Source organism: Luteipulveratus mongoliensis (genome assembly GCF_001190945.1).
Classification (GTDB): domain Bacteria; phylum Actinomycetota; class Actinomycetes; order Actinomycetales; family Dermatophilaceae; genus Luteipulveratus; species Luteipulveratus mongoliensis.
Genome location: NZ_CP011112.1, coordinates 2,354,353 through 2,370,666 on the forward strand (window position 1 = coordinate 2,354,353; position 16,314 = coordinate 2,370,666).

At 68.3% G+C, this 16,314-nt stretch carries 16 protein-coding genes and 1 pseudogene; 10 read left to right on the forward strand and 7 right to left on the reverse strand.

The features are described from left to right. The first annotated feature begins 38 nt into the window (after window positions 1–38). Together VV02_RS11235 and VV02_RS11240 are read left to right on the forward strand one after the other, a co-directional pair. Window positions 39–1,451 (forward strand): amidase, encoded by a 1,413-nt coding sequence (locus VV02_RS11235; protein ID WP_157063371.1) that lies wholly within the window; start codon window positions 39–41, stop codon window positions 1,449–1,451. 11 nt (window positions 1,452–1,462) lie between these two features. Then, window positions 1,463–1,960, forward strand: coding sequence for a DUF3830 family protein (locus VV02_RS11240; RefSeq protein WP_052591634.1), 498 nt, complete (start codon window positions 1,463–1,465; stop codon window positions 1,958–1,960). Window positions 1,961–2,051: 91 nt separating this feature from the next. On the opposite strand, the gene VV02_RS11245 is transcribed toward VV02_RS11240, so the two are convergent. The 3 genes from VV02_RS11245 to VV02_RS11255 all read right to left on the reverse strand — a co-directional run bounded on the left by VV02_RS11245 (window position 2,052) and on the right by VV02_RS11255 (window position 4,388). Then, window positions 2,052–3,329, reverse strand: a complete 1,278-nt coding sequence (locus VV02_RS11245) for an HNH endonuclease signature motif containing protein (protein ID WP_052591635.1) — start codon at window positions 3,327–3,329, stop codon at window positions 2,052–2,054. A 67-nt stretch (window positions 3,330–3,396) separates the two neighbouring features. Continuing rightward, on the reverse strand, window positions 3,397–3,705 hold the full coding sequence (locus tag VV02_RS11250; protein ID WP_052591636.1) for a DUF4873 domain-containing protein: 309 nt from the start codon (window positions 3,703–3,705) through the stop codon (window positions 3,397–3,399). Continuing rightward, window positions 3,702–4,388, reverse strand: a complete 687-nt coding sequence (locus VV02_RS11255) for a TetR family transcriptional regulator (protein ID WP_169787674.1) — start codon at window positions 4,386–4,388, stop codon at window positions 3,702–3,704. The genes VV02_RS11250 and VV02_RS11255 overlap by 4 nt, the downstream gene beginning before the upstream one ends. A 71-nt stretch (window positions 4,389–4,459) precedes the next feature. Here VV02_RS11255 and VV02_RS11260 point away from each other — a divergent pair, with 71 nt between their 5' ends. From VV02_RS11260 to VV02_RS11270, 3 genes are read left to right on the forward strand one after another with little or no spacing between them, the layout of a single operon-like run. Then, window positions 4,460–5,368 carry an AurF N-oxygenase family protein gene (locus VV02_RS11260; RefSeq protein WP_052591638.1) on the forward strand — a complete coding sequence of 303 codons (909 nt, stop codon included), beginning with the start codon at window positions 4,460–4,462 and terminating at the stop codon, window positions 5,366–5,368. A gap of 35 nt (window positions 5,369–5,403) precedes the next feature. Continuing rightward, complete coding sequence (locus VV02_RS11265) at window positions 5,404–6,366, forward strand: RDD family protein (protein WP_052591639.1); 963 nt, start codon at window positions 5,404–5,406, stop codon at window positions 6,364–6,366. Then, window positions 6,363–6,920 (forward strand): LOG family protein, encoded by a 558-nt coding sequence (locus VV02_RS11270; RefSeq protein WP_052591640.1) that lies wholly within the window; start codon window positions 6,363–6,365, stop codon window positions 6,918–6,920. The genes VV02_RS11265 and VV02_RS11270 overlap by 4 nt, the downstream gene beginning before the upstream one ends. On the opposite strand, the gene VV02_RS11275 is transcribed toward VV02_RS11270, so the two are convergent. Continuing rightward, window positions 6,889–7,380 carry a VOC family protein gene (locus tag VV02_RS11275; RefSeq protein WP_052591641.1) on the reverse strand — a complete coding sequence of 164 codons (492 nt, stop codon included), beginning with the start codon at window positions 7,378–7,380 and terminating at the stop codon, window positions 6,889–6,891. The two genes, VV02_RS11270 and VV02_RS11275, sit on opposite strands and share 32 nt — an antisense overlap. 27 nt (window positions 7,381–7,407) lie before the next feature. Here VV02_RS11275 and VV02_RS11280 point away from each other — a divergent pair, with 27 nt between their 5' ends. From VV02_RS11280 to VV02_RS27130, 3 genes are read left to right on the forward strand one after another with little or no spacing between them, the layout of a single operon-like run. Beyond that, on the forward strand, window positions 7,408–8,310 hold the full coding sequence (locus tag VV02_RS11280; protein WP_157063372.1) for an AraC family transcriptional regulator: 903 nt from the start codon (window positions 7,408–7,410) through the stop codon (window positions 8,308–8,310). A gap of 35 nt (window positions 8,311–8,345) precedes the next feature. After that, window positions 8,346–9,236, forward strand: a complete 891-nt coding sequence (gene ppk2, locus VV02_RS11285; protein ID WP_052591643.1) for a polyphosphate kinase 2 — start codon at window positions 8,346–8,348, stop codon at window positions 9,234–9,236. 52 nt (window positions 9,237–9,288) lie between these two features. After that, complete coding sequence (locus VV02_RS27130; protein ID WP_245633056.1) at window positions 9,289–10,587, forward strand: MFS transporter; 1,299 nt, start codon at window positions 9,289–9,291, stop codon at window positions 10,585–10,587. A gap of 426 nt (window positions 10,588–11,013) precedes the next feature. On the opposite strand, the pseudogene VV02_RS27135 reads toward VV02_RS27130, so the two are convergent. After that, window positions 11,014–12,129 (reverse strand): annotated as a pseudogene (locus VV02_RS27135) (serine hydrolase domain-containing protein); the annotation flags it as partial. Between the two features lie 47 nt (window positions 12,130–12,176). On the opposite strand from VV02_RS27135, the gene VV02_RS11295 reads away from it, so the two are divergent. Then, complete coding sequence (locus VV02_RS11295) at window positions 12,177–12,830, forward strand: TetR/AcrR family transcriptional regulator (protein WP_052591645.1); 654 nt, start codon at window positions 12,177–12,179, stop codon at window positions 12,828–12,830. Here the strand turns inward: VV02_RS11295 and fahA are convergent. Further along, complete coding sequence (gene fahA, locus VV02_RS11300; RefSeq protein WP_052591646.1) at window positions 12,827–14,032, reverse strand: fumarylacetoacetase; 1,206 nt, start codon at window positions 14,030–14,032, stop codon at window positions 12,827–12,829. The two genes, VV02_RS11295 and fahA, sit on opposite strands and share 4 nt — an antisense overlap. Next, the gene (locus tag VV02_RS11305) at window positions 14,029–14,865 is read right to left on the reverse strand and encodes a hypothetical protein (RefSeq protein ID WP_052591647.1); all 837 of its coding nucleotides are present in this window, start codon (window positions 14,863–14,865) and stop codon (window positions 14,029–14,031) included. Before VV02_RS11305 ends, fahA begins: the two co-directional genes overlap by 4 nt. 103 nt (window positions 14,866–14,968) lie before the next feature. Between VV02_RS11305 and VV02_RS11310 the strand changes: the two genes are divergently transcribed. Beyond that, window positions 14,969–16,213, forward strand: coding sequence for a homogentisate 1,2-dioxygenase (locus VV02_RS11310; protein ID WP_052596880.1), 1,245 nt, complete (start codon window positions 14,969–14,971; stop codon window positions 16,211–16,213). Window positions 16,214–16,314 lie beyond the last annotated feature (101 nt).

Below are 16,314 nucleotides of genomic sequence, written 5' to 3' on the forward strand. Positions count from 1 at the left end.
CCGGCCGCAGCGGAGTCCGACCGAGCGCGACAGATGGAATGACTGAGCTCAATCTGATCCCGGCGAGTGAGCTGGTCGACGGATTCCGTTCTGGCACCTTCGATCCCGTCGATGCACTCGAGGCGTCGCTGCAGGCCGTGCGCGACCATGACGAGCAGGTCAACGCGACGGTCCTGATCGATGAGGGTGCTGGTCGCAAGGCTGCAGAGGCATCGGCGGCGCGGTGGTCCGCAGGCACGCCACTCAGCCCTGCCGACGGCGTCCCGGTGACGATCAAGGACATCATCCTGACGCGCGGCTGGCCGACGCTGCGAGGCAGCAAACTGGTCCAGGAGGATGTCGCCTGGGACGAGGACTCTCCGGCAACTGCGAGACTGCGCGAGTCCGGCGCGGTGATCTTCGGCAAGAACACCACGCCGGAGTTCGGCTGGAAGGGCGTCACCGACTCGATCCGGCACGGCGTGACCCGCAACCCGTGGGATCCGAGCAAGGCAGCCGGCGGCTCCAGCGGCGGAGCCGCGGCCGCGACCGCGCTCGGAATGGGCTCCTGGTCCGTCGGCACCGATGGTGGCGGATCCGTCCGGATACCAGGGTCATTCAGCGGCATCGTCGCGTTGAAGCCGACTTACGGGCAGGTACCCGTGTGGCCGGCGAGTGCGTACGGCACGCTCTCTCACATCGGGCCGATGACGCGAACCGTGCGCGACTGCGCGCTGCTGCTCGACGTGCTCGCGCAGCCTGATTCACGTGACTGGTCGACGCTGCCAGCGCCCGCGACGTCGTACGTCGCCGGTCTGGATGGAGGAGTGGGCGGGCTGCGCATCGCGTTCTCGCCGGACCTCGGCTACGGGCACAACGACCCGGAGGTCGAGCGCGCCGTGCGTACGGCGGTCGACTCGCTCACTGATGCCGGCGCAGTCGTCGAGGAGGTCTCGCTCGACCTGGAGGACCCGGCCGCCGCGTTCCACGTGCTGTGGTTCAGCGGCGCGGCCAAGGTACTGAAGGCGTACGGTCCTGATGCGCTCGATCAGGTGGATCCTGGTCTGGCACAAGCGGTTCGGGAGTTCGGGCTCGAGGCGACTGCGGCCGACTTCCTCGACGCCACTGCGGTGCGGATGGCGCTCGGTGAACGGATGGGAGAGCTGCACCAGACGTACGACGTGCTGGTGACACCGACGATGCCGATCCCGGCGTTCACGGCCGGTCAGCCCGCCCCGGACGGATGGCCATCGCAGCTGTGGACGTCGTGGACGCCCTACACCTACCCGTTCAACATGACTCAGCAACCGGCTCTGACCCTGCCGTGCGGCTTCACCGACGACGGGTTGCCGATCGGTCTGCAGATCGTCGGACCGCGTCACGCGGATGCCCTCGTGCTGCGGGCTGGGCAGGCGTACGAGCGGGCTACCGACTGGCACACCCGCCGCCCACCCATGCTGAATCACGATTGAGGAGAAGTGTTTTGGCTCGTCTCATCACCATCACTCTCGACCTGCGCAAGGTCTCGTGCACGGCTCGCCTGCTCGACGAGGCAGCGCCGCGCACGTGTAACGCCGTGTGGGACGCGCTCCCGCTGACGGCACCGGCCTTCCACGGCAAGTACGCCCGCAACGAGGTCTATGGCCTGCTCACCGATCTCAAGGCGCCCGAGCCCGGCCCGGAGAACACCACCATTACGCCGATCCCGCGGGACGTGTGCTGGTTCAGCTTCAGCGGTGACGCCCTGGGCAACCCGGCGTACGGCTACGAGGCCGAGAAGGAGAACCGTGCCGCGTCACGCATCGTGGACCTGGCGATCTTCTACGGACGCAACAACCTGTTGATCAACGGTGACCAGGGCTGGGTGCCGGGCAACGTGTTCGGCGAGATCATCGAGGGCTACGACGAGATGGTCGCGGCGTGCCAGGACGTCTGGATGGGTGGCGCCCGCGGCGAGACCCTGACCTTCGCCCGGGCCTGATCGGCGGTCGTTCACCGGGCGCGGCCGGGCCAGCCGCGGCGTCGTGGCATGCCTATGAGCCCGCGCACGCGCGGGCTGCTGAGCGGAGCGGTCAGGTATGTCCGGCGCTCGCGAGATCCCAGACGACGCCCGTCAGGGTGACCGTTGCCGTCAGGTTGCGCCGGTGGACCAGCGTGTGGTGCCGTCCGCACAGGAGCGCGGCGTTGCCGAGATCGGTCGCTCCGCCGCGGGACCACCAGACCACATGATGTGCATCGCACCACTGCGGCGGGATCGTGCAGCCCGGATAGGTGCATCCGTCGTCTCGGTGCCAGAGCGCGCGCCGTTGTGCAGAGGTGAAGAGGCGCACCTCGGCGCCGACGTCCAGAACCTCGCCACGTGAGCCGAGGACCATCGGGATGATCCCCGCGTCACAGGCGTGGCGGCGGACTTCAGCCGGCGACAGCACCTCGCCGGTGGCCGTGACACCGGCGCCGCGCAGACCGTCGATGAGTTGATCGAGGGTCATGGTGGCGACGACCTGTGCCTTGGTCGAGCGCGGACCGTCGCCGGGCGAGCTGACGCCACGCCGGATGACGTCGACAAGAGCGTCCGCCCGACGGCGCGAGGGCGTGCGTGGATCCGGCTCGCCGTCCGGACCGGACACCGGAGCGGACAGACCTGCCACGGCCGCATCAACGATGGCGGCCGCGTCAGGGTCAGCGAGCAGGCGGTACTCAGCAAGGCCGGCCGGACCGGGCCGCTTTGTCAGCGATCGTCCGCGGATGAGGGCCTCGTGCTCGGCCTCCACGTCGCGCTCCGGCTTGAGGAGCGCTCCCGCGTAGCGCACGGCCTTCGCGAGGTCACGTGGCGTCAGACCAGTGCCGGCGGGACCGTCGATCGCTGAGTCGACCAGCTCCGCGACGACAGCCTCGACCTCCTCCGCCGCTGCGACGGGTGTGACGTCCTGCTCGAACCGAGCGAGCTGATCTGTCTTGCCGAGCGACAGGTGGCCACCCCTGAACTGTGCCCAGATGGCTTGCGCCGCAGGCCGATCCGCCGACCCTGCGACACGACTGATCCGGGAGAGGTGCGCAGGCTCGGCCACCGCCGCCCCACCGGCTCGCTGACACCAGCGGACCCAGTCGACGGCGCCATAGCCGTGCTCGGTGTGCAGACCGCGGCCCAGGCCCTCGCGCACCGCTGCCACCTCGATGCGGTCGAGTGCCGCCCGGGCCGCTGCGACCGACTCGATCAGGTCCTCGACGTCCGGACCGCTCAGCGCCCACAACGGCGCGCCGTCCACACGCGACAACGCGCTGGCGACGACATGCATCGTCCCACCGACGAAGTGGGCCGCAACGGGTGCGGCAGGTGTCTGAACGGCCATGCATCGAACGTATATTCGACCACCGACAGTCAGGATCTCGCCGCCTCCAACTCGGCGGGGCGGCCTGTCAGAAGGGTGGGCGGCCGACGCCGCTGATGCGATAGCGGCCCCACAGGTCGATGTCGCTCAGCTTGCCTTCTGCGACGCCGTGCGCCGTCTCGAGGGTCACAGCGGCGCCCGACGAAACCTGTGCTGCCAGAACGTCATTCGCGACGATCCGGCCGTACCAGTGGAACCGACCGTCGATCGGCTGGAACGCCCCGCGCAGCCGTACGACGACCGGCACCGGCGCGTCGGCGAGACCAAGCACCTGGGCGACTCCGTCGTACGCCTCGCCTGGCTCGTGCTGCGCCTCGGTGACAGTGGGCGTACTCATCGGCGGCCCTTCTCGATGGGGGTGGCGGCGCGCAACGAGGACTTGCGATCGAGGTCGTCCAGCGAGACGCCGTAGCCGTCGGCGATGCCGGCGAATGCGTGCCAGATCAGCTCGGTGAGGTAGCGACCGACGGCGGAGCGGGACATCGTGCGGCGCTCCAGCCACCACTCGCCGGTGGACAGCCCGAGCCCGACGAGTCCGTGTGCCCACGGCTCGGCACCGGCGGCATCGACACCCAGCGAGCGCAGCGAGTCGCCGAGCATGACGGCCAGGGCGGCCGCGATGGTGCCCTTCTCTGCGGCGAGCAGGTCGCCGTCGCCGCGGTGGTGCACGAGCAGCAGGAACACCTGCGGGTGCTCCTCGATGACGCGCAGATAACCGTCGACACCGGCGGCGATGCGGTCACGGATCGGACCGGGCGCCGTGAGTGCCGGCAGCAGCTGCTCGGCGACGCGGGCGCTGGACCAGGCAGCAACGGCCGCATGGATCTCGTTCTTGTCCGCGAAGTAGCGGTAGAGCACCGGCTTGCTGGCCTTCGCCTCCGCGGCCATCTCGGCCACGCTCGCGTCCGGGCCGAGCCGGTCGATGGCGCGCACGGCGGCCTCGACGAGCTCGGCCCGCCTCTGCTCGCGGTGCTCGTCCCAGCGGGTCGTACGGCGATCACTCTTGACGCGCGAATTCACGTAGACCACAGTAGCGCAGTAGACGTTACCGTGAGTTACATATATCGACATCGATCGCTGAGGAGCCCCCGATGACCATCAGCACCAGAGCGTCCGGACTGACCGATCCGGTGTCGGCGCGACTGCTGACCTCGAGCGCGCGGCACTCCTACGATCCCGACGTCGACCTTGACTGGGAGGCGCCGTTCGTCGAAGGCAAGTGGTTCATGCAGCCCGAGCGCATGTCGCTCTACGGCACCCGCACCTGGGACCGCCTCAGCGAGGAGCAGCTGATCGAGCTGTCCAAGCACGAGGTTGCCAGCATCATGTCGGTCGGTCTGTGGTTCGAGATCGTGCTGATGGAGCTGATGCTGCGCGACATCTACGACGCCGATCCGCGGGCGGACCGCACCCACTACATGCTGACCGAGATTGCCGACGAGTGCCGTCACTCGACGATGTTCGGCAAGGCCATCGAGCGTCTTGGCGTCCCGGCGTACGGTCCGCAGCGCCGGGTGCACGTGATGGGCCGCGTCATGAAGGCGATCGGATCAGGCGTGAGCGCGTACGCCGGGATCCTGGTCGCCGAGGACATCCTGGACCGGTGGCAGCGCGAGCTCATCAAGGACGAGCGCTGCCAGCCGATGTCGCGGATGGTGTGCCGGATCCACGTGCTGGAGGAGGCGCGGCACATGACCTTCGCCAAGGAGGAGATCGAGCGCCAGCGTCCGCGGCTGTCCGGCGTACGGCTCGCCTACCACCAGGCAATGCTCGCCCAGTCGGTCTTCGCGGTCTCGCGCTCCCTGGTCAACGCGGAGGCGTACGCCGCCGTCGGGCTCGATCCGGACGCTGCGCGCCGCGAGGCGCTCGGCAACCCGCACTACCAGGCGACGCTCGCCTGGATGGGTGAGCGGGTGGTGCCGTTCCTGCAGGAGCAGGACCTGATTCCGCAGCGGCATCGCCAGACCTGGGAGCGTTCGTACCTCCTGCCGAAGGCCTGACGGGAGCGCGCATCCCGCGATGAGAGGATGCGCGCATGGCGCAGCGTGCATCCGGGTGGTACGACGACCCCGACGATCCCAGTCAGCTTCGCTATTTCGACGGGATCCTGTGGACTGAGCGGCGCACGCCCAAGGTCATGCCCGGCTTGGAGGGCTCCACGATCGGCTCGCCGTCGCTGCAGCAGAAGTCCGACCAGGAGGCCAGCGCCAAGGTGCGCCGGGACCGGGACCACGGCGGCGCAACGCCGGCCGCTCCTCCGGCCGAGCCCGTGTCGCCGCAGGATCCTCCGCCGAGCACCTGGCAGCCTCCGTCGGACAACCCGTGGCAGGCGCCTCCCTCGAACAACCCCTGGCAGGCGCCTCCGACCGCCGGACAGACGCCGGAGCGCGGGCAGCAGCAGTACCCACCGGGATACGGCGTCCCGACCAAGATTCGTCCGCGGACTCCCGACGGCCAGCTCATCAGCGGCTGGTGGCGTCGGCTGGTGGCCTACTTCATCGACTCGGTCATCGTGCTCGGTGTCAGCTTCGCGGTCTCCTGGCCCTGGTCCCAGTCGTGGTTCGAGACCTACCGCGCCTACGTCTCCGACGTGATGGACGCCAGCAGGAACGGCTCCAGCGCCCCACCGATGCCCGACTCCTTGAGCGACATTCCGTGGCAGTGGGCGCTGATCTCGGTCCTCCTCTACGCGGTCTACGAGATCGCCCTCGTGACCTGGCGGGGACGTACGGTCGGCAAGGTCGTCACTGGTATCTCGGTGCGGTCCTGGGAGCACGCTCGCCCGCCTTCGTTGAGCGAGGCGGCCGTCCGGTTCCTGGTCAAGGGAATCGCCACCGTGGTCTACCCGGTCCCGGTGCTGAGCGGGCTCGGTTCGATCTTCACGGTCGTCGACGGCCTGTGGCCCCTCGGTGACGGCCGCAAGCAGGCCCTGCACGACAAGGCGCCGAGCACGGTCGTGGTGATCGGCAAGGTCCACCGTCAGCAGCCGCTGAAATGAGGCGGGTCGCTCTGTTCACCGGCTCGTCGTTCGGCGAGGGGGACCGGTGGCGTACGACGGCTGAGGAGCTCAGCAGGTGGTTCGCCCGCCAGGGTGTCGGCATCGTCTACGGCGGCGCATCGGTCGGCCTCATGGGAGTGGTCGCCGACGCGGCACTGGACGAGGGCGCCGAGGTGATCGGCGTCGTACCGCGTTCGGTGTTCTCCTCAGAGGTGCCCCATCTTGGCCTCACCGAGCTGCACGAGGTCGAGTCGATGCACGAGCGCAAGGCACTCATGGCGTCGTACGCCGATGCTTTCGTCGCGCTCCCTGGCGGCATCGGGACGCTCGAGGAGGTCTTCGAGGTGTGGACCTGGCAGCAGATCGGGCTGCACGACAAGCCGGTCGCGTTCTACGACGTCGACGGCTACTGGTCGCCGCTGCTCACGGCTCTGGACGGGATGGTCGAGGCCGGCTTCGTCCGGGCGTCGGCGCGCGATGCGCTCGTCGTCGCCGACAACCCAGGCGACCTGTGGGCCGGGCTTACTGGCCCTGCGAAGCCATCCACTCCTTGACCCGGCGCTCGGCCTCCTCGTCGGAGACCTCTTCGACGCGGGTCATGATCGACCAGCGCACGCCGAACGGGTCCAGCACGGAGCCGAAGCGGTCGCCGGTGACGAAGGTCGAGGGCGCCTCGCGGACCGTCGCGCCTGCGGCCTCGGCAGCCTTGACCGTCGCATCGCAGTCGGCGACATAAATCGCCAGCGAGTACGTCGCCGGCGCGCCCTCTGCGTGCGCCGCGAGGTCGTACGCCTCCATCGGGTCGGCCACCTGCAGGCGACCCTCTTCGAGCTGGAGCTCGGCGTGCACGAGGATCCCGCCGGGTCCGTCCATCTTCGAGATGAGCGTCGCACCGAAGACCTCGGTGTAGAAGTCGATGGCCTTTGCGGCTCCGTTCACACACAGGAACGGGGTCAGCGTCGTGTAGCCGGTCGGCCGGTACGACGTGGTCTGGGTGCTGGTGCTTGTCGTCATGTCAGCCATCGTGCCTACCCTCGGAGGGTGAGGTCTTGGACGAACGCGACAACCGGCGAGCGGCGGCAGGTAGGGCCGCGCGGTCGCCGTGATGGGCTCGGGGAGATCGTCCACCCGCAGCGCAATGACCAGGTCATGGAGCGCGGCATGCTCGAGGTCACCTCACCTGCGCTCGCGGCGTACGCCGACCGGTTCTGGTCGGTGCGCTGGCGCCGCTACGGCGAGCCGCTGGAGGTCAGCGAGGTCATCACCAACCCGGTCTGTCACCTCACGTTCGAGGACGGCCGACGTGAGGACGGCGGGCCGTTGGTGCGGCAGGGGATCGAGCTCCCGGCCGCGGTGCTCACGACCGTATGGACCGACCGGTTCGTCGTCCGGTTGGAAGGTGAGGCGCGGGTCCTCGGAGTCCGCTTCCGACCCGGTGCCATGGCCGCGATCGCGGGGCGACCGCTGTCGGCTGACCAGAGCCTGGCCGTGGATGACGTGCTCACCGGATCGGCGGACACGCTCTCGCGGGTGCTGGCCGAGCCCACCGACGAGGGCCGCCGCGAGATCGTCCAGGACTGGCTGGAGCCACAGCTGCCCGAGCCTGCACCCGACTACCTCGAGGCCGCGGCTCTCGTCGATGCGATCCACCTCGACGCCTCGATCGTGCGGGTCGAGCAGATCGGCGACGCCGCCGGTCTGTCGGTGCGTTCGGTCCAACGGCTCTTCCGCCGCTACATCGGAGTGACGCCGAAGTGGGTCCTGCTGCGCTGCCGGCTGCAGGACGCAGCAGCCTCGCTCGATGGCGATCCGTCTGCGGATCTCGCTGAGATCGCCACCCGACTGGGGTGGTACGACCAGTCCCACTTCGTCCGTGACTTCCGCCGGTTTCTCGGCGTGACGCCGGGGGAGTACGCCCGGGATGCGAGTGGCGTTCGCCCTTAACCCCACGTTCATGGCGGCCACCTATCGTCCCCGTCATGCTGGAGAACGTCCGTGAGTACATCGACCGCCTCAACACCGAGGGCCACACGATCGGTGAGGACCACGACGACGACCCGGTGCTGATCGGGCCCGACGGCCGAGCCGTCGACACCTGGCGCGAGAACTACCCGTACGACGAGCGGGTGACGCGAGAGGCGTACGACGAGCAGAAGTACCTGCTGCAGGTGGAGCTGCTGAAGTTCCAGAGCTGGGCGGTGCGTACGGGCAGCAAGCACGTGCTGCTCTTCGAGGGCCGCGACGCCGCGGGCAAGGGCGGCACGATCAAGCGGTTCATGGAGCACCTCAACCCGCGCTACGCCCGCACGGTCGCGCTGACCAAGCCCAGCGACCGCGAGCTGGGGCAGTGGTACTTCCAGCGCTACGTCCAGCACCTGCCGACGGCCGGGGAGATGGTGCTGTTCGACCGGTCCTGGTACAACCGCGCGGGCGTCGAGCGGGTCATGGGCTTCGCCGAGCAGGACGAGTACGAACGCTTCATGCGGCAGGTGCCGTTGTTCGAGCAGATGCTGGTGGAGAGCGGCATCACGCTGACGAAGTACTGGTTCTCGGTGACGCAGTCAGAGCAGCGCACCCGCTTCATCATCAGGCAGGTGGACCCGGTCCGGCAGTGGAAGCTCTCGCCGATGGACCTGGAGTCCCTCGACAAGTGGGGCTCCTACACCGATGCCAAGGAGCAGATGTTCCTGCGCACGGACACCGACGTCGCGCCGTGGACCACCATCAAGAGCAACGACAAGAAGCGCGCTCGGCTGAACGCCATGCGTCACTTCCTCGATCAGTTCGAGTACGACGGCAAAGACACCTCCGTGGTCGTCGCCCCGGATCCGTTGGTCGTCAAGCGCGGTATCGAAGCGGTCGGCGACTGACCCACGACAAACCTGTCGCGACCTGTCAGTGGTCGGCGGCAGAGTATGCGTCGTGTCCGACACCCCCAAGCCACCACCGCTGACCGACTTCTGGCACGACCTGCCCCGTGAGGGTAAGTGGCTGCTCTCGACGATCATCCTGGACTTCATCGGCACCGGGTTGGTCCTGCCGTTCAGCGTGGTCTACCTGCACGAGGTGCGCGACATCCAGCTGTCCACGGTCGGTGTGCTGCTCGGCATCCCGGCCGTTGTCGGACTGCTGCTGGTAGCCCCCGCCGGAGCCCTGATGGACCGGGTCGGGGCCCGACGACTCGTGGTGGCCGCACTCGCGGTCCAAGTGGTCGCCGAGGTGCTGATGTCGCAGGTCCACGGGCCGGGGATGGCCGCGATCGCCCTGACGATGCTGGGGGTCGCGAGCGCCGCGATGTGGCCGGGCTTCAACACCCTGATCGCCACGATCATGCCGACGAGCGTGCGACAGCGGTACTTCGGTGTCAGCTTCGCGATGGTCAACGTCGGCATCGGGATCGGCGGCGTTGCGGGCGGCCTGCTGGTCGACGTCGAGCGGCCGGCCACCTTCGTGGCGATCTACCTGATCAATGGGCTGACATTCCTGGCCCCGCTGGCCGTGATGCTCGGTCCGCTGCGTCGGGTCAACGGGGTGCCCGAGGCCCCGGCCGATGACGAGCACGAAAGCGTCGCGCCGTCGTACGCCAGTCTGTTGCGCGATCGAGCGCTGCGTCCGGTCCTGGTGCTCGCGTTCGTTGCCGGCTTCGTGGGCTATGCCCAGCTCAACGTCGGTATGCCGGCCTTCGCGCGCGCCGAGGGCGGGGTGTCCACCCAGGCGCTCGGGGTGGCGTACGCCGTCAACACCGCCTTGATCGTCGTGCTCCAGCTCGTGGTGCTGCAGCGCATCGAGGGCAAGCGCCGCACCAGGGTGCTGATCGCGATGAGCGTGATCTGGGCGGTCGCCTGGCTGTCCCTCGGCGCCTCGGGGATGGCAGCCGGCACCGTCGTGGCAGCCGTGCTCCTGTGTGTCTGCTTCGGCGTCTTCGGTCTGGGCGAGACGTTGTACCAACCCACCGTGCCGGCGATGGTCAACGATCTGGCACCGGCCGGTGCGATGGGTCGCTACAACGCCGCGTTGACCGCGTCGTTCCAGCTCTCAGGTCTGGTCGGGCCGGTCGTCTCCGGGCTGCTGATCGGACACGGCCTGTCGACGGTCTACATCGTCGTGATGGTCGTCGGCTGTGCCATGGTCGCCGGGCTTACCCGCCAGGTTGAGCGACGGATCTCCTTGCAGGCCAACGGTGCTCGAGCCGACCGTGATGGCGTTGTGCTGTCCGTCTGAGGTGCGGACCAGGGGCTTGCGGGTCTCAACAGGACGCGATCGCCAGCGCAGTCGGGCGACTGACACCACCGTCGCGCACACCCACAGCGGGATGGCGAGGAGCAAAGACCAGGCAACGTCGGGCGCCCACAGCCGTAGCGTCGACCAGCCCGTGCCGAAGTAGCCCGGCACCATCAGCATGACGCCCACCAGCCCCACACCCAGTAGTGCCACGAGCAGTCGTCGGACCACACCTGAGCGGCGTCGGCGGACGAGTCGCCATGACTGCCCGATGAGCATCGCGAGCCCAGCGACAGCCAGTCCAAGACTGACCCACGGCGCGGCGCTGAGCACCGGATCTCCCTGCTCTGACTGAGGTTTCGCACCGGCTGCGGTCCGCAAGAGGTTCTTGCCCACACTGCCCAGCACAGCTGCCTTCGCCTCGGACGAGGCATTGGCCAGGACTACGACGGCGACACCTCGCGAGGGCAGGAGGAGCACGTGTGCGAATGAGCCAGGCGTGGCTCCTGTGTGCTCGGCGACGGTGGCGGGCACGCCGTCGACAGCGCCGACACTCCAGCCGAGCCCGTAGAACCGATCAGGCTTGCCGGTCGACACCGCCGCCCTGTGCATCGCGTCGAACGACTCCTGGGTGGTGCCGCTCCTGCTCGCCGGCCCGAGCTGGGCGCGCGCGTAGGTCACCATGTCATCAAGCGTGCTGCCGACGTAGCCGTACGCGACGCCCGAAGCAACGTACGCGCGGTCCAGCGCGACCGCGCGACCGAAGATGTAGCGGTGGCCGGCCTGAAGATGTGCGGCGCGCGCCTGCCGGGCGGTGGTGATGGTGGCGCGCATGCCGAGCGGGTTGAGCAGCCGCGTGGTCAGGATGTCCGCGAACGGCTTCCCGGCAATGCGTTCGACCATCGCTCCCAGGACGAGGTAGTTGGCGCTGGAGTACTCGTAGTGGGTGCCGGGCGTGGCGGCGGGATCGGCATCCCTCAAGGAGCGCATCTGCCGTTGAAGGGCATCGGGTCGGTCATCGATCACGTCGCCTCGCGAGATGCCATCGGCCGCGCTGATGCCGCTCGTATGGGTCAACAGCTGTCGGACCGTGATCTCAGCGCCGCGCCCTCCCGAGAGCTCGAAGTCCGGCAGATAGGTCGCGACGGGCTTGTCCAGGTCGACCTGGCGCTGATCGACCAGCTGCATCACGATCGTCGCGGTCATGGTCTTGGACACCGAACCGATGAGGAAGGGCGTCTCGCGGGTGATCGGATCGCCGTTGTCCTTGCTGCCGGAGACGTCTCGATGAACCACGCCATCCTGGGTCACCACTGCGACTGCCCAGCCCGGAACATGTTGCTGATCAAGCGTTTTGGTGACTTCTCTGTAGTCCGACGCGGACGTGCTCGCGACCGGTTCTGAGGTGGGTGCCGGCCAAAGGCTCGTCGCTTGAGCGGTGCTGCCCACGAGCAATGACAGCAGAGCTGTGACAGCCAGTCCGATGGCCAGGACTGGCCGTCGGGCGACGTACGGCGTGGCTGGTGTCGGCCGAGAAGTCATAACAATATGTATATACGGTTATGGTCCACAGTGTCTATGGTGCGTCTATGGCAAGGACGGCTGACCACGGTGCTCGGCGGCAACAGATCCGTGACGCGATCCGTGTTGTTGCGCTCGAGTCAGGGCTTCCTGCGGTCACCGTGGCGCGGGTCGCTGCTGCTGCCGGCATGTCCGTCGGGCTCGTGCAGCACTACTTCCCGAGCAAGGAGGCGATGCTCGTCGACGCATTCACGGAGGTGCGCCGAGAGGTCATCGAGCGCATCGACGTCGTGCGGGTGCGGGCCGAGAAGCGCTATCAGCGAATCGAGCAGATTCTGGTTGCCGCGTTGTCCGAGATGCTCCCGCTGGACGCACGCCGACGTTCGGAGGTCTACCTGGTCCTCGCGTTCGCGGGCATGGCCCTGCACCACGAGGGCATGCGGCGTGCCGAGCGGGACAACGATCGGGAGCTGCGTCGTCGGATCAGCGAGGCGGTGACCAACGGCAAGGAGTGCGGGGAGGTCGCCACCGAGACCGACGCAGAGCAGACTGCGTGGACCATGCTTGCGGCCGTACAAGGCCTGACGTGGCACCTCTACGACGACGACACGTCGGCCGCCCGCAAGCGGACTCGCGGGTCGGTGGAGCAGATGGTGCACGCGGTCTTCGTCGGCCCGTGCGCCCGGGCCGATGAGGCTCGCGCCGCACGGAGCGACGCCTAACGAGCGGGCGCGATCGTGCCCGTCACCTCGCCCAGGCCGATGCGCGAGCCGTTCGGCCCGGGTGCCGACCCCGTGATGGTGACGGTGTCGCCGTCCTCAAGGAAGGCACGAGTCTGTCCGTCCTGCAACGTGATCGGTTCTTTGCCGGACCAGGTGAGCTCCAACAGGCTGCCGCGTTCGGCCTTCTCGTCACCGGACACCGTGCCGGAGGCGAACAGATCGCCGGGGCGCAGGCTCGCGCCGTTGACCGTCATGTGCGCGAGCATCTGAGTCGGTGACCAGTACATGTCGCGGTAGGGCGGCCGCGAGACGACGGTGCCGTTGATCGACACCTCCATCTCGATGTCCAAGCCGTAAAGGCCCTCACCTCGCAGGTAGTCCATCGGCTCAGGGTTCTGGGCGGGCAGATCGACACGAGCTGCGCGTAGCGCCTCCGTCGGAACGACCCACGCGCCGAGGCTGGAGGCGAACGACTTGCCGAGGAACGGGCCGAGCGGGACGTACTCCCAGGCCTGGATGTCACGCGCTGACCAGTCGTTGAACAGCGCCACCCCGAACAGGTGCTCATCGGCCTGGTCGACGCTGACCCGGCTGCCGACCGGCGACGAGCCACCCACGACGAAGCCGAGCTCGGCCTCGATGTCGAGCCGGATGCTCGGGCCGAACACAGGCGCGGCATCCTGCGGCGCCTTGCGCTGACCGACCGGGCGTACGACGTCGGTGCCGCTCACGACGACCGTCCCGGAACGACCGTGGTAGCCGATCGGGAGGTGCTTCCAGTTCGGCGTGAGTGCGTCGCCGTCCGGCCGGAAGATCGAGCCGACGTTGGTGGCGTGCTGCTCGCTGGCGTAGAAGTCGACGTAGTCGGCGACCTCGATAGGCAGGTGCAGCCGGACCTGGTCCAGCGGATAGAGGTGCGGTTCGACGCAGTCGCGCTGACTCTCATTGGTGAGCACCTCGACGATCCATGCGCGTCCCGACTCCCAGGCCGAACGCCCTTCTGCCAGAAAGGCATTCAGACTTGAGGTCTGCCAGACACGGGCAGACTCCATGCCGGCCGCCTCGGCGCAGGCGCCGAGGTCGAGCACCTGGTCTCCGATGCGCACTCCGACGCGCGGGCCTGCGTCCTGGGTCGAGAACACGCCATAGGGCAGGTTGTGGATGCCGTACGGATGGTCGGCCGGGGGGACGAGCTCGCTCATACTTCTTGCTCCTCGATGAGTTTCAGGTGCGCCAGGTCGCGGACCGGGTCCAGGACGTCGCAGCAGCCGTAGGAGTGGAACTGGTTGCGGACAGCGGCGACTGCGTCGCCGTCCAGAGCGCGGATCTCATCCACGATGGCGGCCGGATCGCGTTGCTCCAGAACGCTGTTCACGTCAGCCGCAGTCGCGCCGGTCTGCGCGAGACGAGTGGCGAGCAGCACGTTGAGGAACCCGTGCTGCGACTCCTGGCCACCAGCCGTCGAGGCCGTGTGAGCGATGGCTTGGTGCATGCCGCCGGTCAGCTTGAACGCGATGCCGTGCTCCGTGGTTGCCAGCAGGAAGGCGCCGACCTGGCTGGCGGTCGGCACGTTGATGGTCTCGGTGGACCCCGTCCGCAGCTTGGCCCGGACCTGCTCGTTGCCGGCCAGGTCCGCCAATGACTCGAGGCCGCCCTGGTCGGGCGTGATCTCGACGGCGATCGGTACGCCGAGCTCGAGCGCGTCGCGCCAACCGGGTCTGTAGGCCAGCTCGATGCCGGCCAGCGAGTGCCCCTTCGCATCCGCAAGGAGCCGGGCTGCGGTCAGCACAGGACCGAGGTCGGCATCGGGGCGCCCGATCACGGCAACCGTCAAGGGGGACGTGCCTGCGACGGCTTCGGTGACCTGCTGAGGCGGGAGGAGGAGGGGGCCGATGAGGTCGGCGTACGACGCGTTGCGCCGGTGCTCTCGTCGGGTGATGGCGTCGGGAAGGGGCGCGTTGCCCGGAGGGAAGACAGCGGCGTCGTCGATGAGGCCGGTGAACAGCGCGCGCGGGGGCCGTGGCGGCGTTGACATGGCCGTCACGCTACTGCATTCTCGGTTGGCCGATGATACAGGTACGTCCGTTAATCGGACGCCCGATCTCGGCCTCGCCGCCGCACGAACAAGGGGCATGACCATGGCGTACTACCGGTCGCAGGGAGCCATCCCTCCGAAGCGACACACCCAGCACCGCACGCCCGAAGGCGGCCTCTACTACGAGGAGCTGATGGGGGAGGAGGGCTTCTCCTCCGACTCCTCTCTGCTCTACCACCGTGGCATTCCGTCAGCGATCTCCGATGCCCAGGTGTGGGAGCTCGGCGACTCTCTCGACACCGCCCCGAACCACCCGCTCGTGCCGCGGCACCTCAAGCTGCACGACCTGTTCGGCGACGACGACAAGGACGTCGACGTGGTGACCGGCCGACGACTGGTACTCGGCAACGGAGACGTGCGGATCTCGTACGTCGTGGCCGACAAGGTGAGCCCGTGGTATCGCAACGGCATCGGCGATGAGTGTGTCTACATCGAGCGCGGAAACGCCCACGTACAAACGGTTTTCGGCGCTTTCGACCTGCGTCAAGGTGACTACCTGATCATCCCGCGCGCCACGACGCACCGCTGGCTGCCGGTCGTCGAAGGCGACGAGGGCTATATCGAGCCGCTGCGGGCGTACGCCATCGAGGGCAACTCGCACATCGCACCTCCCAAGCGCTACCTCTCCCGCTACGGGCAGCTGCTGGAGCACGCGCCCTACTGCGAGCGTGACCTGCGCGGCCCGGCCGGACCGCTGCTCGCCGAGGACATCGGCGCTGATCGGGGCGAGGCGACCGAGGTCTACATCAAGCACCGGGGGAGTGGCCCGCAGTCCAGCGGCGGCATCGTCGGCACGGTCTACACCTACCCGCACCACCCGCTCGACGTCGTCGGCTGGGACGGCTGCCTCTATCCGTACGCGTTCAACGTCGAGGACTACATGCCGATCACGGGCAAGGTGCACCAGCCGCCGCCCGTGCACCAGGTGTTCGAGGGCTACAACTTCGTCGTCTGCAACTTCGTGCCGCGCAAAGTCGACTACCACGAGCTGTCGATCCCGGTGCCGTACTACCACTCCAACGTCGACAGCGACGAGATCATGTTCTACGTCGACGGCGACTACGAGGCGCGCAAGGGCTCGGGCATCGGCAAGGGCTCGATCTCGGTGCACCCGGGTGGTCACGCGCACGGGCCGCAGCCGGGGGCGTACGAGAAGTCCGTGGGCGTGCACTACTTCGACGAGCTCGCGGTCATGGTTGACACGTTCCGGCCGCTGGAGCTCGGCGAGGCCGGCCGCGCGGTCGATGACGGCAAGTACGCCTGGACCTGGGTCGGCGGCAAACCGTAGACAACCCACGGCGTGGAGGGTGAACGGAGGCTGACAGTTCGGGGCGTACGGCTGTGGGACCCAGGCGAGGCGAGTAGCGTCGCGCCGGTCCCACCGGACGT

What these genes read in the sequence shown, in the direction of transcription:
- VV02_RS11235 (WP_157063371.1), top strand. Translation starts at nt 39, where the DNA reads ATGACTGAGCTCAATCTGATCCCGGCGAGTGAGCTGGTCGACGGATTC.
- VV02_RS11245 (WP_052591635.1), bottom strand. Translation starts at nt 3,329, where the DNA reads ATGGCCGTTCAGACACCTGCCGCACCCGTTGCGGCCCACTTCGTCGGT.
- VV02_RS11250 (WP_052591636.1), bottom strand. Translation starts at nt 3,705, where the DNA reads ATGAGTACGCCCACTGTCACCGAGGCGCAGCACGAGCCAGGCGAGGCG.
- VV02_RS11260 (WP_052591638.1), top strand. Translation starts at nt 4,460, where the DNA reads ATGACCATCAGCACCAGAGCGTCCGGACTGACCGATCCGGTGTCGGCG.
- VV02_RS11265 (WP_052591639.1), top strand. Translation starts at nt 5,404, where the DNA reads ATGGCGCAGCGTGCATCCGGGTGGTACGACGACCCCGACGATCCCAGT.
- VV02_RS11270 (WP_052591640.1), top strand. Translation starts at nt 6,363, where the DNA reads ATGAGGCGGGTCGCTCTGTTCACCGGCTCGTCGTTCGGCGAGGGGGAC.
- VV02_RS11275 (WP_052591641.1), bottom strand. Translation starts at nt 7,380, where the DNA reads ATGACGACAAGCACCAGCACCCAGACCACGTCGTACCGGCCGACCGGC.
- ppk2 (WP_052591643.1), top strand. Translation starts at nt 8,346, where the DNA reads ATGCTGGAGAACGTCCGTGAGTACATCGACCGCCTCAACACCGAGGGC.
- VV02_RS11295 (WP_052591645.1), top strand. Translation starts at nt 12,177, where the DNA reads ATGGCAAGGACGGCTGACCACGGTGCTCGGCGGCAACAGATCCGTGAC.
- fahA (WP_052591646.1), bottom strand. Translation starts at nt 14,032, where the DNA reads ATGAGCGAGCTCGTCCCCCCGGCCGACCATCCGTACGGCATCCACAAC.
- VV02_RS11305 (WP_052591647.1), bottom strand. Translation starts at nt 14,865, where the DNA reads ATGTCAACGCCGCCACGGCCCCCGCGCGCGCTGTTCACCGGCCTCATC.
- VV02_RS11310 (WP_052596880.1), top strand. Translation starts at nt 14,969, where the DNA reads ATGGCGTACTACCGGTCGCAGGGAGCCATCCCTCCGAAGCGACACACC.